General features: G+C 69.5%; 19 protein-coding genes. 7 read left to right on the top strand and 12 right to left on the bottom strand.

Annotated elements, in window-relative coordinates; genetic code table 11:
* The first annotated feature begins 8 nt into the window (after positions 1-8).
* The 4 genes from IPK71_10140 (at position 9) to IPK71_10125 (ending at position 3,429) form a co-directional block, all read left to right on the top strand.
* Entirely contained in the window at positions 9-695 is a 687-nt protein-coding gene (locus IPK71_10140) for an intradiol ring-cleavage dioxygenase (protein MBK8214093.1), read from the top strand.
* Between the two features lie 88 nt (positions 696-783).
* Positions 784-1,578: a thioesterase family protein gene (locus IPK71_10135; protein ID MBK8214092.1), complete on the top strand. Its 795-nt coding sequence runs from the start codon at positions 784-786 to the stop codon at positions 1,576-1,578.
* A gap of 117 nt (positions 1,579-1,695) precedes the next feature.
* Entirely contained in the window at positions 1,696-2,163 is a 468-nt protein-coding gene (locus IPK71_10130; protein ID MBK8214091.1) for a hypothetical protein, read from the top strand.
* 33 nt (positions 2,164-2,196) lie between these two features.
* On the top strand, positions 2,197-3,429 hold the full coding sequence (locus IPK71_10125) for a serine/threonine protein kinase (GenBank protein ID MBK8214090.1): 1,233 nt from the start codon (positions 2,197-2,199) through the stop codon (positions 3,427-3,429).
* 111 nt (positions 3,430-3,540) lie between these two features.
* Here the strand turns inward: IPK71_10125 and IPK71_10120 are convergent, their stop codons facing one another.
* The 6 genes from IPK71_10120 to groES all read right to left on the bottom strand — a co-directional run bounded on the left by IPK71_10120 (position 3,541) and on the right by groES (position 8,234).
* Positions 3,541-4,209 (bottom strand): TetR/AcrR family transcriptional regulator, encoded by a 669-nt coding sequence (locus IPK71_10120; GenBank protein MBK8214089.1) that lies wholly within the window; start codon positions 4,207-4,209, stop codon positions 3,541-3,543.
* A 7-nt stretch (positions 4,210-4,216) separates the two neighbouring features.
* Positions 4,217-4,855 carry a hypothetical protein gene (locus IPK71_10115; protein MBK8214088.1) on the bottom strand — a complete coding sequence of 213 codons (639 nt, stop codon included), beginning with the start codon at positions 4,853-4,855 and terminating at the stop codon, positions 4,217-4,219.
* Entirely contained in the window at positions 4,852-5,076 is a 225-nt protein-coding gene (locus tag IPK71_10110; protein MBK8214087.1) for a hypothetical protein, read from the bottom strand. Before IPK71_10110 ends, IPK71_10115 begins: the two co-directional genes overlap by 4 nt.
* A 17-nt stretch (positions 5,077-5,093) precedes the next feature.
* Positions 5,094-6,011, bottom strand: coding sequence for a hypothetical protein (locus tag IPK71_10105; GenBank protein ID MBK8214086.1), 918 nt, complete (start codon positions 6,009-6,011; stop codon positions 5,094-5,096).
* Between the two features lie 154 nt (positions 6,012-6,165).
* A complete protein-coding gene (groL, locus tag IPK71_10100) occupies positions 6,166-7,791 on the bottom strand; it encodes a chaperonin GroEL (GenBank protein MBK8214085.1) in 1,626 nt (541 codons plus the stop codon).
* A 152-nt stretch (positions 7,792-7,943) separates the two neighbouring features.
* Positions 7,944-8,234, bottom strand: coding sequence for a co-chaperone GroES (gene groES / locus IPK71_10095; protein ID MBK8214084.1), 291 nt, complete (start codon positions 8,232-8,234; stop codon positions 7,944-7,946).
* A gap of 420 nt (positions 8,235-8,654) precedes the next feature.
* On the opposite strand from groES, the gene IPK71_10090 reads away from it, so the two are divergent.
* A complete protein-coding gene (locus IPK71_10090) occupies positions 8,655-9,254 on the top strand; it encodes a hypothetical protein (GenBank protein MBK8214083.1) in 600 nt (199 codons plus the stop codon).
* Positions 9,251-9,889, top strand: coding sequence for a hypothetical protein (locus IPK71_10085; protein MBK8214082.1), 639 nt, complete (start codon positions 9,251-9,253; stop codon positions 9,887-9,889). Before IPK71_10090 ends, IPK71_10085 begins: the two co-directional genes overlap by 4 nt.
* 120 nt (positions 9,890-10,009) lie before the next feature.
* Here IPK71_10085 and IPK71_10080 read toward each other — a convergent pair whose 3' ends face one another.
* The 5 genes from IPK71_10080 to IPK71_10060 form a co-directional block, all read right to left on the bottom strand.
* On the bottom strand, positions 10,010-10,498 hold the full coding sequence (locus tag IPK71_10080; protein ID MBK8214081.1) for a hypothetical protein: 489 nt from the start codon (positions 10,496-10,498) through the stop codon (positions 10,010-10,012).
* A gap of 201 nt (positions 10,499-10,699) precedes the next feature.
* Positions 10,700-12,616 carry a protein kinase gene (locus tag IPK71_10075; GenBank protein MBK8214080.1) on the bottom strand — a complete coding sequence of 639 codons (1,917 nt, stop codon included), beginning with the start codon at positions 12,614-12,616 and terminating at the stop codon, positions 10,700-10,702.
* Positions 12,617-12,707: 91 nt separating this feature from the next.
* On the bottom strand, positions 12,708-14,492 hold the full coding sequence (locus IPK71_10070) for a hypothetical protein (protein MBK8214079.1): 1,785 nt from the start codon (positions 14,490-14,492) through the stop codon (positions 12,708-12,710).
* A gap of 51 nt (positions 14,493-14,543) precedes the next feature.
* Complete coding sequence (locus IPK71_10065; GenBank protein MBK8214078.1) at positions 14,544-16,346, bottom strand: hypothetical protein; 1,803 nt, start codon at positions 16,344-16,346, stop codon at positions 14,544-14,546.
* 65 nt (positions 16,347-16,411) lie between these two features.
* Complete coding sequence (locus tag IPK71_10060; GenBank protein ID MBK8214077.1) at positions 16,412-17,182, bottom strand: TerC family protein; 771 nt, start codon at positions 17,180-17,182, stop codon at positions 16,412-16,414.
* A 98-nt stretch (positions 17,183-17,280) separates the two neighbouring features.
* Between IPK71_10060 and IPK71_10055 the strand changes: the two genes are divergently transcribed.
* Positions 17,281-17,724 (top strand): hypothetical protein, encoded by a 444-nt coding sequence (locus IPK71_10055; GenBank protein MBK8214076.1) that lies wholly within the window; start codon positions 17,281-17,283, stop codon positions 17,722-17,724.
* Position 17,725: 1 nt separating this feature from the next.
* On the opposite strand, the gene IPK71_10050 is transcribed toward IPK71_10055, so the two are convergent.
* A complete protein-coding gene (locus IPK71_10050; protein MBK8214075.1) occupies positions 17,726-18,418 on the bottom strand; it encodes a DUF1361 domain-containing protein in 693 nt (230 codons plus the stop codon).
* Positions 18,419-18,509: the final 91 nt, after the last annotated feature.

Here is an 18,509-nt window from a genome sequence, read left to right as displayed (position 1 = left end):
GTGTCGACTTGCCCCCTTCCGTTCCTCGTCGTGATGCCCTTCGGTTCTTCGGTGGCCTGGGCCTGCTCGCGCTCATCCCCGAGATAGCGTGCAAGGCGGGCTCTTCGGCCACGGCCGACCCGCTCGCGTGCGTCGTGCGCCCCGAGCTCACCGAAGGCCCTTATTTCGTCGACGAGAAGCTCGAGCGCTCCGACATTCGCCCCGATCCCACCACGGGTCAAGCGCGACCCGGTACGCCGCTCGAGCTCACGTTCGTCGTGCAGAAGGTCGCCGGCGCTCAGTGCTCCCCGCTCGCCGGCGTCATGGTCGACGTGTGGCACTGCGACGCCGCCGGCTCGTACTCGGACGTCGAGGGCGAGAAGGGCAAGAAGTACCTCCGCGGCTTCCAAACCACCGGCGGGGACGGCACGGTGAGGTTCGTCACGATCTTCCCCGGCTGGTACCGCGGGCGCGCCGTGCACGTGCACTTCAAGCTGCGCACGTCGGCCGGCCTCGAGTACACGTCGCAGCTCTTCTTCGACGAGGCCGTGCAGCGCGAGGTGTACGCGCAAGGCGCCTACGCGGCCCGAGGGGAGGCCGACACGCCGAACACCGACGACTCCATCTACGGCGACGGGGGAAGCGATCTGTTGCTCACGCCCACCAAGACCGGCGACGGCTACACGACGAAGATCGTGATCGGGCTCGAGGTGTGAGCGCCTGCCACGAGCGAGGAACGCGGGGCTCGACGCACACGGCGCGTTTCCCTATGTAGGGCGCGGGGGAGAGATCCGAGAGCCCTCTTTGCGTACGCTCGCCGACGTCATCACCCCCGAAAAACAGGCCGACGGCACCTTCACGATCGACGTGCCGGACGGCTTCCAGCAAGGCCGCGGCGCATACGGCGGGCTCGTGCTCGGCGCGCTGGCGAACGCCATGGTGGCCTCCGAGAACGACGACACACGCCTCCTCCGATCGCTCACCGGAGAGATCCCCGCGCCCCTCCCGGTGGGCCGCGCGACGATCGTCGTGAGCCCCGTTCGCCGCGGGAGCGGCGCCTCCACGGTCATGGCCCGCATCGAGGCGGACGGGGTCGTGTGCGGTGTCGCCACGGGCGTGCTCGGTCGCGGGCGAGGGTTCGAAGCGACGCTCGCGCCGGCGAGGCCACCCCCACCCGCGTTCGCGAGCGCCCAGGAGGTCCCCGTCGGGCCGCCGTTCGGGCCACGCTTCGCGACGATGCTCGAGTACCGCCCCACGGGCCCCCTGCCCTTCACGGGCGTCGAGCCCGCCGTGTGCGAAGGGTGGGTGAGGGTACGAGAGCGCGGGGCCGTCCTCCGCTTCGCCGACCTCGTGTGCCTCGCTGACGCGTATTGGCCCGCCGTCTTCACCCGGCTCGCCGCGCCGCGCCCCATGGCGACCATCACCTTCGCCTTCCAAGCGCTCGTCGACCCGCGCACCCTCGACCCCGACGCGCCGCTCTTCCACGCGGCGCGCGCGCTCGGAAACGACGACGGCTACGTGGCCGAGATTCGTGAGCTCTACACGGAATCGGGGCAGCTCGTCGGCCTCAACCAACAGACCTTCGCCGTGTTGGGATAACGAGCTACGCAATTCGGCTTAGCTGTTCAGCGCGACTACGGATAGAATCGACGACGTGAGGATCACGAGGGGCTCCGCACGAGGCGGGGCTTCCTTCCGTGCCCGCGAAAGGTCACCGTGCGCGCTCCCCTCCTCTCTCTCGTCGCCTTGCTGGCTCCCCTCGTTTTCTCGGGCTGCGGCAGCACCACCCCCGAGTGCAGCAGCGGCGGCTACGTCCGACCCGAGCTGACGGGCACCTTCACCGTGCCCATCGTCACGTTCACGAACGCAAGCCAGCTCTACGTATGCCTCGGCGCCACGTGCGGCGGGGAGGTGGCCAAGCGCACGTCGATCACCGTCGAAGAGCGGCCCGCAGAGGCCAAACCGGCCGTCGATGGGGGTTTCGGCGACACACGCGGGCCTGGGACCGTCACGGTCCGCTACGACACGAGCGCGGAGCCCGCCCCCGTGACCGGCGACGTCCTCCGTTTGCGCTACCCGGCCTCACCGGCGGGCGCTTGGACGATCGACGTGTCCATGCGCGCCGAGGTGACCGCGGCGACCGAGTGCAGTCCCGCGTACGGCACGTTGACGCGCGTGCCCTAGCTCGCGCGCGCCGCGTTTGCTATTGCCCGCGGCATGGACGTTCCGGAGCGGCTTCGGGGTGGGCGGTATGCTCCGCACGCGCTCTTGGGAGAAGGGGCGCAGGGCGTCACCTATGACGCGGCCGACCTGCAAAACGGCCGCGCCGTGGCCATCAAGCGCTTCGACGTGCGCGGGGCCCGGGGATGGAAAGACGTCGAGCTCGCCGAGCGCGAGGCCCGTGTTCTCTCCACGCTCGATCACCCCCTCGTGCCAACCTACATCGAGCACTTCGAAGAGGAGGGCTCGCTCTACCTCGTCATGGAGAAGGTCGAAGGCGAGACGATGGAGGCCATGCGCCAGCGCGACGGCACCCTCTCCGAGGCCGAGGTGCGCCGGTTCCTCGCGAGCGCCGACAGCGCGCTCACGTACCTGCACGGGCGCGCGTCGCCCGTCGTCCACCGCGATATCAAGCCGCGCAACGTGGTCCGCAGGCCCGACGGGAGCTACGTGCTCGTCGACTTCGGCGCCGTGGCCGAGCTCCTCTTGCGCAAGGGTGCGAGCACCGTCGTGGGCACGATGGGGTATATGGCGCCCGAGCAGTTCCAGGGGCGCGCCCAGGCCAGCACGGACGTGTACGCCGTGGGCGCCACCGCGCTCGCCGCCCTCACCGGGCAAGAGCCAGAGACCTTGCCTCACGATGGGCTACGGGTCGACGTCCGCGGCGCGCTCGGGGATCGTGTGAGCCCCGATCTCGTCGCCGCGCTCGAGAAGATGCTCGACCCCGACCCACGCACGCGCGCGAAGAGCATCGGGGAGGCCCTGCACGCGGGCGGGCGCGCGCCGTCGGTAGCTCCCCCTCCCACGAGCCTCGTCGCGATCGATCGCTCCGCCGAGGACGCGGCCGTAAAGAGCCTCCGTCGCCTCATGTGGACGATGTGGGGCCTCGGGTGGGTGCTCGTCCCGCTCCTCCTCCGGCCCTTCGGTTTGCACGCGCAGATCCCGCTCGTGATGTTCGGTTCGCTCGCGGCGATCCTCTTCGTGACGTGGCAAAAGGGCGCGGTGCTGCGCGCCATGCTCCGGCGCATGCCCGGCCTCATCGAGACGTTCGGCGGCGCACAAGCGCGCTCGTCGCTACGCCCGGAGCTCGGCCAGCGCGTCCGGGTCGACGCACGCGACGGCCGGGTGCGCGTGGCCTCGGGCAGCACCGCACGCCACCACGACGAGTACGCCGACACGGACATCGCGACGACACGCGAAGAGCCGAAGAAGAAGCGCCGCGCGCGCTGAGCGACGCACCTCCGCGCGACGCCTCAACCCGTCGACAAATATAGGAAACTATGGACGATTTTATCCATGGTCCGCTCCGGGCGGCGCACGAGAACGGCCCTGCGGCGACGGTCAGGCGCGCGCGACGAGGAGCGCGCGGAAGGCGGACTCCATCGCGCCCTCGATGACGTCCCAATCGCTCTCCGTGCGGACGGCGAGCCCGCCGAACACGCGGATGTCGCGGCCCCGCACGGTGAGGTAGTTGATGGCCGCCGAGAAGAGGGCGCCCACCGCCCCCACGGGGCCCGACACTGGAAACCCCGCGCCGGCGAGGGCCGCGTAGAGCTCCTCGGAGCGCCGCTCGCGCACCTCCTCGAGCGCCACGGTGAGCGCGTTTCGTTGGCTGCACTCGAAGGCCAAGAGATCGAGCGTGACCTTTCGTTTTCGGAGCGCACGCGCATAGTTGCCGAGCACGCGTGCCGCCGCGCGCGCTGGGTCCGTGTCACGCAAGACCTCGCGCCCGGGCCCCAAGAGCTCGTCGAGCGTCGGCCAGAAGTCGGACCTCGCCGCGTACGCCGCCATGAGGCCGTCGATGCCGCCGAAATATCGGTAGACGAGCACCTTCTCGACCTCGGCACGCTCGGCGACCGCGTTCACGCCGAGCGCGGCCACGCCCCCTTCGCGGAGGAGCTCTCCCACGGCCGAGACGAGGCGCTCCTCGGTGCGGAGCCGCCGGAGCTTGCGCCCGTCCGTCTCGACGGGAGGCTCGACGCTCGGAGGGGGCCTCTTCTTGGCAGCCATGCGCGGGTCAGAACCCTAGCGCCGAAATCCGAAACCGGAGCGTCAGATCGAACGGCACCACGGCGAGCGCGGCCGACACCTCGCGGGTCCCGCCGAACGTGGCGCGATCGTCGGACGAAAAGGGGACGCCGAGGTACGGCCGATAGACGAGCTCGATCGCCTCGAAGAACGTCGCACCGACGGGCACGCCGACCTCGCCGTAGCTCATGGAGGCACGCGTGGCGTCGACGACCACACCGAGCCCGAGGCCCGCACGAAGGCCGAGGAACGACGTCGCGTCGAACACGAACGTCACGTCCTCGCGCAGGGGCACCTGATACCGCCCCCCGAAGAAGGTCGGCCCGAGCCCGATCTGGGCGTGCCCGTCGAGCCGCACACGCGCGCCGAGCCTCACGACTCGATGCGCGAGCCCGAGGCTCACGACGGCGCGTGTGTCCCCACGTCGCTCCGAGGACTCGGTCCCGAACACGTCGACCTTCGCGGTCTCCGCGAGCCCACCGAGGCCGACCCCCACCGTGGGCACGAAGCTTCGCGCGGGCGGCGCGCTCGGCACGTCCCGGACCGGGGCATCCCCAGGATCGGCCGACGCCGTGCGCGCGACGATCACCATCACGGAGGCGCACCCCAAGGCGACGAGGCGCCTCACGCGAGCACCCACTCGAGCGGACGGCGCGGGCTCTTCGGAGCGTCGTCCCACGCGTACCCGATCCGGAAGATCATCTGCGCACGACGTCCGCGCCCGACGACGCTCTCGAGGTACCCACCGAACCTCGCCGGGAGCCCGCGCTCCTCCTCGCGGTCTTGCCGCTCGGCGAGCTGATTCAGAGGCTGCATCGCGAGCCCCTCGAGGGTCGCCGCGAGGTGCATCCGCTGGTAGATGCGTCCTACACGTAATTCGACCTCGCGCGTGCTCGGCGCAGGGGTCGAGAGGACGACGAACGCGGAGCCGGTCGTGTGCGAGGTCCGCGTGGAGTCGAGCCAGTACGACGCCGCGGTCTCCGCCGAGGGCGCGCGAAGGCCTTCCCGAAGGTGCGGGTCAACGCGCCGTTCCCGGTGGCGTCGAGGGTCACGCCGTCCCTGTGCGCGGCGATCTCGTCGGCCGAGTGCCGGTACCACGCGTCGCTCGCGGCGAGCATCTCCGCGTCTGCCACGATGGCCTCGGTCGCGCGTACGGTCTCCTCGCGAAAGCGCGCACGGTCCGCGGGGCTCGAGACGACATGGAGCCCCACGACCGGATCGTCCGAGAGCGCCCGCAGCATCCCCTCGAGCTCCCGCGGGAAGGGCACGTCGAGGTAGGCCCCTCGGTTCGTGTGGCGGCGCGCGATGGCATCGACGTACGGGCTCCTCGGCGCACCCGGGACGAGCGTCACCTCCGCGACGAGGGCGGGGTCCTCGGGCCGAGGGAGCCACACGATATCGGCGCGGCGCCCCACCACGCTCGCCGCGACGACCATGTTCTCGACGGCGCACCCGAGCCCGACGTGGAGCTCGCGGCGGAGCGGGTCCATCGCGCCGAGGTGACGGTCCAGGCGTGCGCGGACCCCGAGGCGCCCCTCTCCGATCGAGATGCCCCACGGCTGCGTGTTGTGAGGGCTCGCGGCGAGGAGGGCCGCGCGCGCGACGAGGCGCTCGGGGCTGGCTTCACCCCCAGGGAAGTCCCACGGAGAGAACGCCTCTCCCTCCTCCGCCGCGTACACACCGCACCCGGGGAGCGCGACGAAGCCGGCCCCGAAGAGCCCGAGCGCCCCACACACACCCGAGACGAACCGTCGCCGACCGATGGCATGTTTGTCACCTTTCATAGACAAACATCTGGCCCGCCACCCCACATTTGTCAACCACAGGTGACAAACATCTTCGACGGATCTCTTCGTGGTCCACAAATGCGCGAAACCCCGAGAGATTTCTCTCTCGGGGCTCGCAGGTCACGCGTAGGCGTTACGGCCTACGTGCGGCTCAGAAGTGGCCGTGACCCTCGTGGCCGCCACCGGCCGAGGGCTTCTCGTCCTTGGGGCGCTCGGCGACGAGGCACTCGGTGGTGAGCATGAGGCTCGAGACCGAGGCCGCGTTCTGGAGGGCCGTGCGGACCACCTTGACCGGGTCGATGACGCCCATGCCGAGGAGGTTGCCGTAGGTGTCGGTCGCGGCGTTGTAGCCGAAGTCGTCCTTGCCCTCTTTGACCTTGTTGACGACGATCGAGCCCTCGAGCCCGGCGTTGCCGACGATCTGGCGGAGGGGCTCCTCGATCGAGCGGCGGATGATCTTCACGCCGAACATCTGCTCGTCCGAGAGCTTGAGGCTGTCGAGCGAGGCCTGCGCGCGGATGAGCGCCACACCGCCGCCGGGGACGATGCCTTCTTCGACGGCCGCGCGGGTCGCGTGGAGGGCGTCCTCGACGCGGGCCTTCTTCTCCTTCATCTCGGTCTCGGTGGCCGCGCCGACCTTGACGACGGCGACGCCGCCCACGAGCTTCGCGAGGCGCTCCTGGAGCTTCTCGCGGTCGTAGTCCGAGGTGGTGGCCTCGATCTGCGCGCGGATCTCCGAGATGCGGCCCGTGATCTTGTCCTTCTCGCCGGCGCCGTCCACGATCGTGGTGTTGTCCTTGTCGAGCGAGACGCGCTTGGCGCGGCCGAGGTCCGAGATCGTGACGTTCTCGAGCTTGAGGCCGAGCTCCTCGGCGATGACCTGGCCGCCCGTGAGGGTGGCGATGTCCTTGAGCATCTCCTTGCGGCGGTCGCCGAAGCCGGGGGCCTTGACGGCGGCGCAGTGGAGCGTGCCGCGGAGCTTGTTGACGACGAGCGTCGCGAGCGCCTCGCCCTCGATGTCCTCGGCGATGATGAGGAGCGGCTTCTGCTGCTTCGCGATCGCCTCGAGCACCGGGAGGAGGTCCTTCATGTTCGAGATCTTCTTCTCGGAGATGAGGATGAAGCAATCCTCGAGGACGGCCTCCATGCGCTCGGGGTCCGTCACGAAGTAGGGCGAGAGGTAGCCGCGGTCGAACTGCATGCCCTCGACGACGTCGAGCGTGGTCTCGGCGCTCTTCGCCTCCTCGACGGTGATGACGCCCTCTTTGCCGACCTTCTCCATGGCCTGCGCGAGCTTCTCGCCGATCTCTTTGTCGCCGTTCGCCGAGATGGTGCCGACCTGCTCGATCTCCTTGGGATCCTTGGTCTGCTTCGCCATCTTCTTGAGCGTGTCGGTCAGGGTGGCGACCGCCGCGTCGATGCCGCGCTTGATCTCCATCGGGTTGTGCCCGGCGGCGACGAGCTTCGAGCCCTCGCGGTAGATCGCCTGGGCGAGGACCGTGGCGGTCGTGGTGCCGTCGCCGGCCACGTCGCTGGTCTTCGAGGCGACTTCGCGCACCATCTGGGCGCCCATGTTCTCGAAGCGGTTCTCGAGCTCGATCTCCTTGGCGACGGTGACGCCGTCCTTGGTGACCGTGGGCGAGCCGAAGCTCTTCTCGATGACGACGTTGCGGCCCTTGGGGCCGAGGGTGACCTTCACCGCGTCGGCGAGGGCGTTGACGCCGGCGAGGATGAGGTTACGAGCGTTCTCGGTGTAGACGATCTCTTTAGCTGCCATGGTGCGATACCTCTGCTGAAACTTGTTGAGCCTTGAGCGCTCCCCCTCGCGCATGCGGCCCACGGAGTCTGGGAGGAAGGGGAGGTCTTCGCCCGGAAGCGTACTTCTGTACGCTGAGCACGCGAACGGCCTCCTGGCGGCGAAGGGGCGAGTTACTTCTCGAGAACGACGAAGATGTCGTCTTCGCGGACGATGAGGCGCTCTTCGCCGTCGATCTTGACCTCGGTGCCCGAGTACTTGCCGAAGAGCACGCGGTCGCCGACCTTCACGTCGAGCGGACGGACGGTGCCGTCGTCGAGCACCTTGCCGTTGCCGACGGCGACGACCTCGCCCTCGATGGGCTTCTCTTTGGCGCTGTCCGGGATGATGATCCCGCCCTTGGTCTTCTCTTCCTCTTTCACGCGCTTGAGGAGAATGCGGTCCTGAAGGGGACGAATGGCCATGTTCGTGACTCCTGAGAGTTTCGGGTTCTTGCGGTGGCCGCGGCCACCAAAAAGGCGGTCTCGGCTCCCAGCGTGACGGTTGCCCCGCCCGCGGGAGCGGCCGGTGACGTTTGTTAGCACTCGAGATGTGTGAGTGCTGACAGCGCCGCGAACGTAATCGCTGGCGCAGAACCGTCAAGGGACCCCGGCCGAAGCGCGGGCGATTTCTCTATCCAGTCGGAAATATTGCGCTTTTCTTCCATCCAAGGGCTGAACGTGTGTGCCCTGCCCCCGTTGGCAGCGGCGACACCCGAGCGCCACCATCAAAGCACCGGCAAACCATCGAGAACGTTGACGAAATTGCCGGCCGACGCGCCGCACCGTACCTTCGAAGGAGCCGGGCTTCGCCCTGGAAGCGCCGGAGACACGAGGAGGTTTGCGATGACGATCCTGGCCACGGCTTCGCTCGAAGGGTTCTTTCAAGGCGCGCTCGAGGACGCCATGAAGGCGCGGCGCGTCGAAGCGTCGAGCGGCACCACCCACTACCTGGCGGGGGTGCTCTCCGAGTTCGCCAAACCGGACGCCCAACGTGGCGCCACGCTCGATCGGCCGCTCGCCTTCCTGCTCGACGAGGCGCTCCACACGAACGACCTCGCCGAGCGATTCGCCAAGCTGCGCGCGCTCGGCGACGGCACTCTCTACACGGGCGGCTTCTTCCTCGACCACTTCGAGCGGCGGGGCGTGGACCAGACGTACATCGTCACGATCGGCTCGCGCGCGTACGAGTCGGCTGGGAGCCTCCTCACCCGGGGCCAAGAAGACGCGGGGCCGAACATCTTCGCCGAGCTCGCGCGGAAGTTCGACGTGTTCGTGGCGCTCGTCGGCGAGGTCGCGAACCTCACGCTCGCGCGCGGCGCCGAGGGCGTCACCGGGATCCTCAAGATGTACGAGCGCTGGGAGAAGACCCAGAGCGAGACGTTGGCCTCGGCGCTGTCGGCCCACGGTTTCACTACCCCGAAGGGCAAGAAGGTCTTCCAGTGACGGACGACGTGCGGAGGCTCGACGGCTACGGCGCCGGGCTCATCCGAGAGATCGCGCTCGCCGAGCGGGTCAAGGCAGGGCTCTCGCGGCTCTACCGGCTCGGCGAGCTGCCGCACGTCGGCGACTTCGTGACCCTCGCCGAGGGAGAGGAGCGCGAGGCCGTCTTCGTTCGCGACGCAGGCGACGCCCTCGAGATCGAGCTTCGGGTCCCCAAGCTCGCCGCGGACTCGGACACCCGCGCGCTCGACCCGCTCTGCCAGATCATCGAGGGCGTGAGCCACTTCGTGTACCTGGCCGCGCGCGCCGAGCGAAAACGCGAGACGACCCAGCTCGAGCTCGAGATCCAGGCCGAGGTCGACAAGTACGTGGTGCTCGCTCACGGCGTGTCCGGCTTCTCGGCAGCGTCGAGTGAGCGCCTCCGCCGGCGGCTCTACGAGGGCGTGTCCTACGTGCACGACGAGGGCACCCACGAGGGAGAGCGGTACCGCCTGGCCAACGGCGCCGCGCAGAGGTTCACGGAGCGAATCGAGCGCAAATACGTGGGCACCTCGCGCGTCTTGGCCATGCGAGAGGAGCTGCGCGCCTTCTTCGAGATGGGCCTCGAAGAGAAGCTCCGCGCCGCGCGCGGCTCATGACGAACCTCTCGGGCGTCGACCTCGACCTGCTACGAGCGCTCGGGGCCCAAGGCAGGTAGCCATGACGAAGAGAGGCAGCCCGATCGTACGACGCACCGGGTTGCGCTCCTCGGGCGCTCTTTACTCCACGACGACGATGGCCCCTTGCATCGACGAGTGCAGAGTACACACGAACCCGTACGTGCCCGCCTTGTCGAACTTCGCCGTCGCGGCGTTCGTGATCGGGGACGGAGAGTCGCCTCCCTTCGCGGCGAGGGGGTGGCTCCCGAGGTCACCGTTCCAGGTGACGGTCTGACCGACCTTGATCCTCATGCAGGCCTCGGGCGTCGAGGACACGGAGAACCCCCACGCGATCTCGCGTTTCGCGGCGTCACCGGTGCGGTCGGAGTAGGTCGTGCATCCGTTGAGCGCCGGGCCCGGTGGAGGCGTCGTCCCCGTACCCGTCGCGCTCGGGGTCGTGGACGTCGCCGTGGACGTGGTGGTCCCCGTGCTCGACGAGCTCGTCCCGGCGTCCGAGGTCGAGGCGTCGCTCGAGCAACCGGCACCGCCGAGCGGGGCGAGCGCGAACGGGAGGGCGAAGAGGGCGAAGGTGGCGGCGCGGACGTGCATGAAGGTCGTCTCCTTGAAGGTTCTCGGGCTACGCGCGAGCGGACCGCTCGGACGCGTGGGAGATAGGGAAACGACGACCTCCCCGTTGCGAAAGGATGGTGGGCCCTATGGGTGCCATAGGCCCGACCGATGGCTCGAGGCCCAGCCACACGGACGGAAGGCGCCCATGAGGGGGTGCGGTGTCCTGCGGGACCTGCGCGCCTAACCGCGATCCGTTGCGGCGCGAGGTTGCGCCTCGCGAGCGCCTTCGCCGCGCCTCGATGGCCCGTCGTGCGGGGGGCGCCTGCGCCCGAAGGCCGCGAAGGCCGCGACGAGCAAGAGCGCGTTCGAGCCCGCCATGAGGACGTAGCGGAGGCCGAACCACCGCGACGCGAGCACGTACGCCGCGAGGTAGCCCACGGCACCGATCGCGAGCCTCGGCGCGACCGTGATGGCCATCATCGCGCTGATGAGGAACCAGTTGAACAGGATGAACCGCTGGCTCTCGTCGGGTGGGACGTGCCCGAGCCACGAGCCGACGTGGACCGCCATCTGCGCGAAGAACGCGAGCGCCGCGGCGCCGACGATGCTCCGGTTCAAGGCGGTGCGCATCATCGAGCGCCGGAGCGTCAACGCACCGACGAGCACCACCGCGAGCATGGTCGCGGGGACGGGGAAGAGCGACGCGTAGTCCGGGCTCGCCGCGTAGAACGAGCCGACGAGGAGCGGCACCACGACCCACAGCGCGCCCAGAACGACGAGCAGCGCCGCGCGACCGCGCCAGCCCGCGTTCGGGTCCATTTCGCGATCGAGTCGCTCCAGGGCCTCGATGCGCTCGGCCGAGTGACGCACGCGCTCCTCGAGCTCACGGAGCCGCTGCGCGAGGTCTTCGGCAGGAGGGTCGAGCTTCGCCAAGAGCACGCGCGCCGCGCGAGGGTCCTCGTGCTCGAGCTCGTAGCGAGCCATCGCCACGGTCGCCTCGCGGAGCCCGCGGCGGGCGACCTCGTTGTCGGGCCAGTCCTCGAGGGCTTGGCGGAAGCCGAAGGCGCACTCACCGTACGAGTTGTAGATCGCCTCGCGGCGCTCGGCCGAGCTCTCCTTCTCGAGCTCGCCGAGGAGCTCGGCGAGAGATGTGGCGGCCCCGGAGCACAGGCGCGTCGAGGCCCGATGGTCGAGCACGCTCTGGAGCGCCAGGCGGAGCTCCTCGGCGCTCGCGTACCGGTCGGCACGCTCGTACGCCATCGCGCGCTGCCACACGGCCACGAGCTCGGGAGGAACGTGCTCCGGGGCCGGCGCGGGCGTGATCGTGCTCGACATGATCTCGACGATCGAGCCCCCGCGATGAGGAGGATGTCCGACCACGACCTCGTACAAGGTCGCTCCGAGTAGGTACACGTCGGTCCGCTCGTCGGGCGGCTCGCCCCCGAACATCTCCGGAGCCATGTAGAGCGGCGTGCCGGCGATGTCCGTGGCCTCGGAGGCGAGCGGGAGGCGCCTCGTGCCGTCGTCGTGGAGCGAGACGGAGATGCCCCAGTCGAGCACGTACACCTCGCCGAACTCGCCGATCATCACGTTGTCGGGCTTGATGTCGCGGTGGACGATGCCGCGGCAGTGCGCGAAGTGCACGGCGTTCGCGACCTGCATGAGGATGCGCAGGTGCCACTCGAGAGGGTCGGCCGCGCCGAAGCGGCGCTTCACGAGCTCCGGGGCCTCGAGCAGCTCGCGCCACGCGACGCCCGAGATGCGCTTCAGCACCAACATCGGCGTGCCACGAGGGTCGAGCCCGAGATCGTAGACCGGCACGATGTTGGGGTGCTCGAGCGCCCCCGTGATGAGCGCCTCGCGCAGCAGCTTGCTCACGGCGAGCCCGTGGTTCTGGTCGTCGCGGAGCGTCTTCACGGCCACGTCTCGCCCGAGCGAGCGCTGCGTCGCCGCGCGGACGATCCCCATGCCACCCTCACCCAAGACCGGCCCGAGCTCCACGCCCGCGACCACGCCGTCCGATGGTGAAGCGGACCGGAGGTGGTCGAGCGTGCCCAACGTCCATGGCTTCACGGACTCGACCGTCGGCATGATGGTGGCCGCGAACGCCAGCTCGCTCGTCACCCGCGCGTGTTCGTCGTCGCCGGATCGCGTCATTCGGGCACCCCAGATCAACGTGTGAGGTCTTCACGATACACGACCGAGGACACGTTGGGCCTCGGAGCGCGACCGTCGCCCGACCGGGAAATCAGCGGTAGGGCGCGTCGACGCGGCGCTCACCGCGGACCTCGAGCCAGAACGAGACGAGGTCCTCCGCGGCCGAGAGCAGCCGCCGCGGGTCGGCGACGAGCCCCGGGACGTGGCCCGCGAGGCCGAGCTCTTCGCGCGCGTGGATGCCCTCGAGGACGGCGAGCGCGGGGAGGAGCGCCGCGTGAGGAGTCGCCCCGTCGAGGGCCGCGTAGGCCTGGGCCGGGATCCCGAGGCCGGGGCACGAGACTTCGACCATCGCTCGAAGCTCGCCCTTCCAGAGCGTCCTCACGTTCACGACGAAGCGGCGCTCTTCGCCGAGGAGCGTGCGCACGACCACGACCGCGCCGAGGAGGTGAGGGCCCGAAGGTACGAGGTGGGCGTCGCGCTCGGCTGCCGTGGCCTCCCACGCGGCCCGATGCGGCTCGAACGCGAGGGGAAACGGCAGCGCGGAGATCGTGCTCGACAGGACCTGGGCCTTCGCTTTGGCGAGCCTCACGACCGCGACGAGGCTCTCGACGGAGTCCGTGGCGGGGAGACGGAACCGCAACGAACGGCTCGCGAGGTCGACGGAGGTCGCGCCACCTAGCCCCTCGAGGATCGCGAAGATCTCAGGCTCTCCGAGGGGCTCGCGGGCATAGCGCCTCGGAGGAACGTCGACCGTCACGTGCATCTTTCCATCGAGCTCGGGCGGCACACGACGCCCCCCCCGGAAGAGACCGGGAGCCCGCGTGCGCACCGCCACCCCGAGCGAGGGGAACGCGAGCGCCACCTCCACGCCGAGCTCGCCGTCCTCCGGGGCGTCACGGATCTCGATCTCGACGGGACCTTCGCGCCCCTCGACGAGCACGTCCCCCTCGCCGGGCGAGAGGCCGGTCTCGTGAGCGATGACCTCGGCGAGCCGGCGCCTCCGGCCATCGCCGAGCTCCGGCACGTCAGCCTGACCGCGCAGGTCGGCGCCCTTCGGCAAAATCTCGAGCGACAGCTCCATCCATGCGCGCTGCGACCACCTGCGAGAGATCGCGAAGCGAAGCATGTAGCTTACACTTATTCGCGCGTCGGAGACGGTGGGGGCGACGTCCGAGTCGATCACGAATCGAAACATCAACGTGCGATCGGCCGGGAAGCGCCCGCGGGGCAGCTCGACCTCCGCGAGATCGAACCGCCGCCGCACGAGGCCACCGTCGACGGTCACGACCTGGGAGAGCACGATCACCACGGATTCCCACGCTGCCTCGGCGCCCGCGCGGAGGGCGACCCGCCCCTCGAGGGACGTTCCGACCACGACGGCGCCCGCGCCGAGGGACACGTCGAGCACCACGTCGCGATCGAACCCCGGCGGCGAACGAACGAGCACCGGAGGGCGAACCACGAGGGCCGGCGGCGTCCGGATCGGCATCACGAACGTACGCTTCGGGTCGAGCGCCCAGGAGACGGAGAGCCGCGCCGCGAGCTCGTGGACGATGGCCCACTGCGAGCCCGCGGCCGCCTCGGGCAGCCCTCGCGGCACCTCCAAGGTGAGCGCGCGCTCGGTGCGGCCTTCGGGGAGGCCCTCGCGAAGGTCGAACCGGATCGTTCGCTCGGCGAGGACCACCTCGCGGCGCCCGCCCTCCCCCTCGTCGTTGAGCCAGGCGTACGAGCGGTACCTCGCGGTGAGCGCCGTCGCGCGCGAGATCGGCCTCGGCGCGACGATCGTGATCCTCCCCGGGACGACAGTGCCGGGCGTGATGACGGGGCCATCGTCCAAGAGGAACGCGAGCCGGCACTCGGGCCGAAAGAGGCTCACGCGCCCCCGATGGCGCCGAGCACCCGCGCACCGAGACCCGGGCGCACCCTGTCACCGGTACGGCGCATCCACCCGGCGCTCGCCGCGCACGTCGAGCCAGAACGCGACGAGGGCATCGACCGTCGGCATCGCCGCGCGAGGGTCGTCGAAGATCTCGGGCGCGTGGCCACGGACGGTGTGTGGCCCTTCTTGCGCGAGGCTCGTGAGCCGACCACGGATCGGCGCGAGCAACGCGTGCGGCACCTGCCCCTCGAGCATGGCCGCGGCGGGACCGGGCAGTGGCGCAGCGACACAGCTTATCTCTATGAAACCATGAGGCTTTCCCCCCCATTCGGTCCCAATCTTCACTACGAACGTCCGCTCCTCTCCGCCGAGCGTCCGAACCCCGATGGGCATGCCGACGAGATGAGGCCCGGTTGGCACGAGGAACGCACCACGCTCGGCCGCCGCGCTCTCCCATGCGGCACGGTGCGCCTCGAGCGCGGTGGGGAACGGGAGCTTCGCGAGCACGCGCCCCACGATCTCGGCCTTGTGCGCGACGAACCGAGCGAGCTCCACGAGGCGCTCGGCGTCGTCGGTCGTCGGCACGTGGAACTCGAGGCTATGGTCGGTCATGCGGACCGCGTCGGCCCGACCGAGCCCGTCGAGGATGGCGTGCAGCTCGGCCTCCCCGAGCGGCGCGCGTGCGTATCGCCCCTCCGGCGCGTCGACACGAAGGAGCACCTTGTCGCGGAGCTCGCGTGGGAGGAGCGGAGACTCGCGAAAGCCGTCGAGCACACCGAGGGGCCGCATGCGCACGTCCACTCCGACCCCAGGAAACACGAGCGACACGTCGACACCGAGCCCACCCTCGCGAGGCGCGTCGGTCAGCCAGAAGTCGACCGCCCCTTGACGCCCGCGCACGATGACAGGGGACTTTCCCTCGGAGAGGCCGGTCTGCTGAGCCACGTAGTGCGCCATCTGTCGCAAGCGGGCTCCACCGACCTCGAGCTCGCTCCCTTCGCCGGAGACCTCCGAGCCGCGCGGCAGGACGGTGAACGGCACCTCGATCTGAGGGTCGATCGCCCAGGGGATGTCGACCTCGACGCGCACGACGTAGTCGACCGTGAGCTGAGGAGAGCCGAACGTCGGGACGTTCGTCGGGTCGGGCGGGAACAAGAACGGGACGGCCTCGCCCGAGAGCAAGCTCGCCTTGGGGATGCGCACGCTCGAGACGTCCTGCGCGCGGCGATCTCCGTGGCCCATGGCCACCGTCGTCATGCGCGAGAGCACGAGCACGATCCCGTCCCAGCGCGCCTCGTGACCCGCGCGCACGGCGATCTTCCCCGAGAGGGGCTCGTCCTCCGCGACGACCGCCGAGTCGAGGCTCACCTCGAGCACGATGCTCTCGTGGAAGCCGTTCGGTGACCTCAAGATCACGGGCGCCCTCCGCCCGCGGGCCGGCCTGAGGCGCACGACCGGGCGCAGCTTGGACACGGGATCGAACGCCCAGTCGACGTCGAGCTCGGCGGTCAGCTCGTGGTAAATTCCACAATCATTTCCATCGAATGCGGGAGGCATCCACGCGGGCACGTCGAAGTGGAACGGGTACTCGTGGCGGCCCGCGGGCATGCCGCCCGGGGGCAGATCGACGCGCAGCGGGATCAAGAGGAGCTGCTGCCTCACGACGCGGCGGTTCTTGCCCGAGCCGTACCCCGCCCACGCCTCCGTGCGGAGGTTCATGAGCAGTCGCTCGGCGCGCTCGATCGGCTCGGGTACGTGCAGCACGAGCCGGCCCTGGTTGCGCTCACCGGGGACGAGCTCGGGGCCGCCGTCGAGGAAGTACTGGAAGGTGCACTTCGGGAAGAACGACATGCGCCCCAGGATACCGCGCGTTTCGCCCATTCACCGCGCGTTCGTGGCCACCTCGATCGAGGCGCTCAGGAGCCGCTCTCGGCCGGCGGCGGCGCGTGCACCTTGGCCTTCTTGCGCATGCGCATGTTCAAGAGCTCGACCACGAACGAGAACGCCATGGCCGCGTAGAGGTACCCTTTGCCCACGTGCGACCCGATGCCCTCGGCGACGAGCATGACCCCGACGAGCACGAGGAACGCGAGCGCGAGCATCTTGAAGGTGGGGTTCTCTTCGATGAACTTCGACACCTTGCCCGAGAACGCCGCCATGAAGCCCACGGCGACGAGCGTCGCCACGTACATGACCCACACCTCTTGCACCATGCCGATCGCCGAGATGACCGAGTCGAGCGAGAACACGAGATCGAGCACGATGATCTGAGCGATGACGCCGCCGAAGCTCGCCCCCTTCGCCTTCGCCGCGACCTCTTCGCCCTCGTTGCCCGTCATCTTCTTGTGGATCTCGGTCGTCGCTTTGCCGACCAAGAACGCGCCTCCCAGGAGCAGCACGAGATCCCGCCCCGTCACCGCGTCGACGTGGTGGTTCTGCACCCACACCTCGGGTACGAAGCCGAGGCTCGACCAGTGGAAGATCGCGGTCGACAGGCCCATCACCCAGCGGATGCCGAGGAGGAGCACGAGCCGCGCGACCAGGGCGAGCCCGAGCCCGATCGCGCGCGCACGTTTGCGCTGCTCTTCGGGGAGCGCCGAGACGAGGATCGACAAGAAGACGATGTTGTCGATGCCGAGCACGATCTCCATCGCGATGAGCGACACGAGCGGAACGATCCAATCCATGGCGACGCCACGGTAGCGAGCCTTCCTGCCCTCGCGCCGACAAATCGGACGTCGTTGCCGAATCGCACCGCGCTCACGGTTCGGCTACGCTCATCCTCGTGGCCCCGTTTCGTCCCCTCCCTCCCTCGCCGCCTCCCTTCGCACCATCCCGAGCCGAGCAGCACCTCGGGCAGCTCGCGGTGGGGTACTACGTCATGGGCGCGCTCACGATCCTGTTCTCGTTCTTGTTCATGGTGCACGTGGCGCTCGGCGCGAGCATCGTCGTAGGCGCGCTCGACGACGCCGGCCCCCCGCCGCCCGCTGCGCTCGGGTGGGTCTTCGTGGTGATGGGCCTCTTTGCGTTCGTCGTCGTCGCGGCGATAGGCGGCCTCACGATCTTCGCGGGCCGATGCATCGCGCAGCGTAAACACCTGACATTCATCTATATTTTGGCAGGGATCCTCTGCACGAACATGCCGCTCGGCACCCTGCTCGGCGTGCTCACGTTCGTCGTGCTCACGCGGGACGACGCGAAGGCCCTGTTCCCCGGCTCGCGTTCTTGAGTCACCCGGGAGGGTCGGTCGGCGCGGGCTCGGCCGCGGGTCGCCGCATCGTCGCGTAGCCGAGCACGAAGAGGCCCGCCACGACGAGGGTCACGTTCCAGGCGCGCATCGTGTCGAGCGGGTGCACGAGGGGCTCGGCGGCCTCACGCAAGAACCACCCCGGGTGGCGCGCCACGTCCCACGAGTTCAGCCGGACGAAGCGTCCGAGGTAGATGCCGTACCCCGACAGGAGCGCGACGACTACGACGAAGGTGCGCGCGATCGCCACGCCGGCCTTCGCGGCGACCAGCTTCGCGACGATCGCGAGCGACTCGATGCCGAGCGCGAGGCCCGTCCACCCGAACGTCATGAGCATGACGGCGTCGAACCAGAGCGGCGCGCCGTGGGCCGTGCGCAGGTGCATCACGTCGGTCACGAGGTACGGCGCGTTCGGCAAGAAGAGCAGCCACGCGAGCCCCACGGCGCCGACCCATGCAGAATGCATATTCTTCGCGCGCACCCACACGAGCACCCGCGAGAGCGTGTACGGGATCCACGCGAGGAAGAGGTTCCACGCGAGGAAGGAGTACGCGGGCGAGTGCGTGGAGGCCACCCTGGCCACGACGAGCCCGAGGCCGAACGCGCTCAAGAGGACGAACCTCGGCAGGGTAGAGAGCGGCCTATCGAGCACCGCGAGCGCGTTCCGACTCGGCATTCCAAGAGCGTAGCGCGGCTCCGTCGCCAGGGCCAAAGGCTCCATCTCATGCGCAGATCACGGCTTCGCCCGCCGATCCGGAGCGCGGAGG

The organism is Myxococcales bacterium, from assembly GCA_016712525.1.
Classification (GTDB): Bacteria; Myxococcota_A; Polyangia; order Polyangiales; family Polyangiaceae; genus JAAFHV01.
The sequence above is the reverse complement of the archived record's forward strand: the minus strand, read 5'-3'. Positions and strand labels throughout refer to the sequence as shown.

Bases quoted from the DNA above. Each gene is read 5' to 3' on its own strand.
- IPK71_10125 (MBK8214090.1), top strand. From the start codon at position 2,197: ATGGACGTTCCGGAGCGGCTTCGGGGTGGGCGGTATGCTCCGCACGCG.
- IPK71_10090 (MBK8214083.1), top strand. From the start codon at position 8,655: ATGACGATCCTGGCCACGGCTTCGCTCGAAGGGTTCTTTCAAGGCGCG.
- IPK71_10060 (MBK8214077.1), bottom strand. From the start codon at position 17,182: ATGGATTGGATCGTTCCGCTCGTGTCGCTCATCGCGATGGAGATCGTG.
- IPK71_10080 (MBK8214081.1), bottom strand. From the start codon at position 10,498: ATGCACGTCCGCGCCGCCACCTTCGCCCTCTTCGCCCTCCCGTTCGCG.
- IPK71_10065 (MBK8214078.1), bottom strand. From the start codon at position 16,346: ATGTCGTTCTTCCCGAAGTGCACCTTCCAGTACTTCCTCGACGGCGGC.
- groL (MBK8214085.1), bottom strand. From the start codon at position 7,791: ATGGCAGCTAAAGAGATCGTCTACACCGAGAACGCTCGTAACCTCATC.
- groES (MBK8214084.1), bottom strand. From the start codon at position 8,234: ATGGCCATTCGTCCCCTTCAGGACCGCATTCTCCTCAAGCGCGTGAAA.
- IPK71_10050 (MBK8214075.1), bottom strand. From the start codon at position 18,418: ATGCCGAGTCGGAACGCGCTCGCGGTGCTCGATAGGCCGCTCTCTACC.
- IPK71_10110 (MBK8214087.1), bottom strand. From the start codon at position 5,076: ATGCACCTCGCGGCGACCCTCGAGGGGCTCGCGATGCAGCCTCTGAAT.
- IPK71_10105 (MBK8214086.1), bottom strand. From the start codon at position 6,011: ATGAAAGGTGACAAACATGCCATCGGTCGGCGACGGTTCGTCTCGGGT.
- IPK71_10075 (MBK8214080.1), bottom strand. From the start codon at position 12,616: ATGACGCGATCCGGCGACGACGAACACGCGCGGGTGACGAGCGAGCTG.
- IPK71_10120 (MBK8214089.1), bottom strand. From the start codon at position 4,209: ATGGCTGCCAAGAAGAGGCCCCCTCCGAGCGTCGAGCCTCCCGTCGAG.